At 65.5% G+C, this 3,687-nt stretch carries 6 protein-coding genes; 2 read left to right on the top strand and 4 right to left on the bottom strand.

The window, feature by feature from the left end; translation table 11 throughout:
- The coding region (locus tag FFS27_RS30305; protein WP_137952431.1) for a serine/threonine-protein kinase at positions 1-800 on the top strand (800 nt) is incomplete at its 5' end.
- A 27-nt stretch (positions 801-827) separates the two neighbouring features.
- On the opposite strand, the gene FFS27_RS30300 is transcribed toward FFS27_RS30305, so the two are convergent.
- Positions 828-1,208 (bottom strand): VOC family protein, encoded by a 381-nt coding sequence (locus FFS27_RS30300; RefSeq protein ID WP_021264583.1) that lies wholly within the window; start codon positions 1,206-1,208, stop codon positions 828-830.
- Positions 1,209-1,453: 245 nt separating this feature from the next.
- On the opposite strand from FFS27_RS30300, the gene FFS27_RS30295 reads away from it, so the two are divergent.
- The gene (locus tag FFS27_RS30295) at positions 1,454-1,915 is read left to right on the top strand and encodes a bacteriohemerythrin (RefSeq protein WP_003087637.1); all 462 of its coding nucleotides are present in this window, start codon (positions 1,454-1,456) and stop codon (positions 1,913-1,915) included.
- 64 nt (positions 1,916-1,979) lie between these two features.
- Here the strand turns inward: FFS27_RS30295 and folE are convergent, their stop codons facing one another.
- The 3 genes from folE to FFS27_RS30280 all read right to left on the bottom strand — a co-directional run bounded on the left by folE (position 1,980) and on the right by FFS27_RS30280 (position 3,537).
- The gene (folE, locus tag FFS27_RS30290) at positions 1,980-2,525 is read right to left on the bottom strand and encodes a GTP cyclohydrolase I FolE (protein WP_003087639.1); all 546 of its coding nucleotides are present in this window, start codon (positions 2,523-2,525) and stop codon (positions 1,980-1,982) included.
- A gap of 77 nt (positions 2,526-2,602) precedes the next feature.
- Positions 2,603-3,160: a Smr/MutS family protein gene (locus FFS27_RS30285; RefSeq protein WP_021264584.1), complete on the bottom strand. Its 558-nt coding sequence runs from the start codon at positions 3,158-3,160 to the stop codon at positions 2,603-2,605.
- Between the two features lie 56 nt (positions 3,161-3,216).
- Positions 3,217-3,537 (bottom strand): hypothetical protein, encoded by a 321-nt coding sequence (locus FFS27_RS30280; protein ID WP_003087644.1) that lies wholly within the window; start codon positions 3,535-3,537, stop codon positions 3,217-3,219.
- Positions 3,538-3,687: the final 150 nt, after the last annotated feature.

The following is a 3,687-nucleotide window of genomic DNA, read 5'->3' as shown; positions in this document are numbered from 1 at the left end:
CGGTATACCGTGCCCGGGACCTGCTCCATGAGCAGTTCGGCGACCCGGCGCCGCTGGTAGCGTTGAAGCTGCTCAACGAATCGGTCGCCGAGTCACCCGACGCCAGCGCCTTGCTCTATAGCGAGTTCGCCCTGACCCGGCGCTTGCGCCATCCGAACGTCGTGCGTCTGTTCACCTTCGACGTCGACACCGCCTGCCAGCGCGCCTACATCGTCATGGAACTCATGCCTGGCCTGCCGCTCGATCGCCTGCTCTGCGAGCGTCCCGAAGGCCTGCCCTGGTCCGAGTTGAGCGCGATCGCCCGGCCGTTGCTGGACGCCCTGGCCTATGTCCACGAACAAGGGGTGCTGCATGGCGACCTGAAGCCGAGCAACGTGATGCTCGGCGAGGAGGGCGTGCGGCTCTTCGACTTCGGCCTCGGCCAGGCGCAGGCAGGCATCCTGGACGGCCTGCCGCAGCTCAGCCGGGGCCGCATCGACGCCTGGACCCCGGGCTACGCCGCTCCCGAACTGCTCGAGGGTGCGCCGTTGTCGCCGGCAGCCGACCTGTATGCGCTGGCCTGCGTCCTCTACGAACTGGCCGACGGTCGCCATCCGTTCCGCCGCCTGCCCTCGAACCAGGCCCGGGAGCAGGGGCTGGAGCGCCAGCTGCGCGCGCCCGGACACCTGCCTCGGCGCTGCTGGCCGGCGCTGCGTACCGCCCTGAGCCTCGACCCCGAACGGCGCTGCATCGGCGTCCGCGAATTGCAGGAAGCGCTGGGCGCGCGGCGTTCCTGGCTGGCCGGCGTTCTTGCCCGTTGAGCCGGCGGCGCTCGGTTTGCAGGACCTCTACGGCCGCTCTCCGCAAGCGCTCTGCAGGGCGATACGATTGCCTTCGCTGTCCCTGATCTCGGCGATGAACACGCCGTCGCCAAGCGGCGTCTTCGGGAAGAAGATTTCGCTGCCTTCGCCGAGGGCCCGGGCAAGGACGACATCTAGGTCCGCGACATTCAGGTAGATGATCGCCCCATGTAGCGTAGGCACGTAGACGTCGCCCTCGGCGAGTGCGCCGCTGGCACCGTCACGGCCTTCCTCGAAGGGGAAATGCGCCATTCTGCTTCCGTGCAGGGTGGCTACCTCGCCGAACGCCACTCCGAACACCGAGGCGTAGAAACGCATCGCCCTCTCCAGGTCGGACACCGGTATTTCCACGTGCGCGATCAGGTTCATTTCCTTCCTGTCCTGTCGGGACCACTGGTGACGCCGCTTTCCGGCGACGATGGCGGATGTTCAGCCGCGCGAAACCGAGCGGATCGAGCGGGCATGCCGCCGCGAGGGGGGCGAACGAATTCATGCGAAATTCATTAACATCTTGTCCCGCTTGACCGGCGTCAATACCCGTACTGCGTCACAAAAATACCCTGGCCCCAGGCCGTTCGGAAAGGCCGTTCGCTGTTCGCTTGGGGGAAGTCATCATGGCGCATCTGGTCTGGCAGGATGACCTGAATACCGGTATTCAGGTCATCGACAATCAACACAAACGCATCGTCGAGATGATCAATCACCTGCACGACGCCCAGCAAGGCAAGGAACACGCGGCGATCGCCGAGGTGATCGAGGAGCTGGTGGACTACACGCTGTCGCACTTCGCCTTCGAGGAAACCCTGATGGAGGATGCCGGCTACCAGTTTTCCCGGGCGCACAAGAAGATCCACGAGCTGTTCATCCGCCGGGTCTCCGAATACCGGGTGCGCTTCCAGGCCGGCGAGGATGTCGGCGATGAACTCAAGGGCTTGCTCTCGCGCTGGCTGTTCAACCACATCCGCAACGACGACGCCGGATATGTGGATGCGGTACGCCACAGCATGTCCGAACTGGTCAAGGACAAGAGCGAGGGCGGTTGGTTGTCGCGCTCGATGAAGCGCTTCTTCGGCTGATCGCCGGGGAAGGAAACGCAAAACCGGCCCAGTGGGGCCGGTTCTTTCGCCAGCGGACCTGGCCTCAGCGGATCAGGCTGAGGAATTCGCTGCGGGTGGCTGCGTTGTCGCGGAATTCGCCGAGCATCACCGAAGTGACCATGGACGAGTTCTGCTTTTCCACGCCGCGCATCATCATGCACATGTGCTGGGCCTGGATCACCACCGCGACGCCGAGGGCGCCGGTGACCTGCTGGACCGCCTCGGCGATCTGCCGGCTCATGTTCTCCTGGATCTGCAGGCGGCGGGCGTACATGTCGACGATCCGCGCGACCTTCGACAGGCCGAGCACCTTGCCGTTCGGAATATAGGCCACGTGGGCCTTGCCGATGAAGGGCAGCAGGTGGTGCTCGCAGAGCGAGTACAGCTCGATGTCCTTGACCAATACCATTTCGCTGTTGTCGGAGCTGAACAGGGCACCGTTGACGACTTCTTCCAGGCTCTGTTGGTAGCCGCGGCACAGGTACTTCATGGCCTTGGCGGCACGCTTGGGCGTGTCCAGCAGACCTTCGCGGTTAACGTCCTCGCCGAGCTGGGTGAGGATCGAGGAGTAGTGTTGTTCCAGGGACATGAGCGTTCCAGTCAGACGATTACCAGCGCGGAGGGTAGGACGTCGCCGGGCCGCTGGCAAGACTCGGCGCTTGCCGGCTACTCGTCGCGGCCTTCGAGCATGGTCCTGCGCAGTATCACGTAGACCGAGCCGGTGCCGCCGTGGCGTGGCAGGCAGGAGGTGAAACCGAGCACCTGCGGGTGTTGGCGCAACCAGGTATTGACGTGGCTTTTCACCAGCGGGCTGCGTCCGTCCTTGCGCGCGGCCTTGCCATGGGTCACGCGCACGCAGCGGATTTCCAGGCGGGTGGCCTCGGCAAGGAAGTCCCATAGCGTCTGCCGGGCCTTCTCCACGCTCATGCCGTGCAGGTCGAGGCTACCGTCGAAGGGCACCAGGCCCTGCTTGAGCTTGCGCAACTGGCTTTCCTGGACGCCGTCGCGGGCCCAGGACAGCTCGTCCTCGGGGCCGACGTCGATGACGAACTGGTCGGACAGGCCGTCGACGCGGATTTCGTCGTTGCGCACGCTGGCATTGAGCTGGCGCTGCTTGAGTTGCTGGCGGTCGTTGCGAGGTTTGCCGGTATCGGCTCGATCGACCGAGATGCGCTTGACGCCGCGCATCTCGCTCTTGAACAGGGAAAAGTCGTCGTCTTGCATGGGAGCCTCCGCGAAGCGGCGCAGTTTACCGGATCGGCCGCACGCCGGCAGCCCGCTCAGTCGCGCTTTTTCATCAGGTTCGGCGACAGGCTCAGGTCGCTGTTGCGGCGGCTGCGACGGCGGCTGAAACGCCAGAAGAACACGCCGAGGCAGAGCGACAGCAGGCCAAGGGCCAGCAATACGCCGCCGGCGGCGGGTTCGATATGCAGCATGCCGACAGCCGGCTGGCGGCCGATCAAGGCCGAGGTGCCGGCCAGCGACAGCAGCACGCCCAGGCTCGCCACCAGGGCCGCGAACGCCGCCGCCAGGCGCCAGCGCCAGACTCTCGGCCGGCGCGGGCGCAGCCGGCGCGCATCGAAACTATCGGACAGCTTCATCCCGACTTCCTCGTGTGTCATCGGGGCTAGGACCGGAACCTTCCGGCCGGGTTCCCGGATTCCCGGGAGCCGTGGGCAAACCGTGCGCCACTCGTCTTCTCGCCGCAAGCCATGGCCCTGCAGGCAGACTAGTCCTCCGCAGGGCGGGAC

This window comes from Pseudomonas sp. 2VD, assembly GCF_005503585.1.
GTDB classification, from domain to species: Bacteria; Pseudomonadota; Gammaproteobacteria; order Pseudomonadales; family Pseudomonadaceae; genus Pseudomonas; species Pseudomonas aeruginosa.
This window is presented reverse-complemented; position numbering and strand designations above follow the sequence as displayed.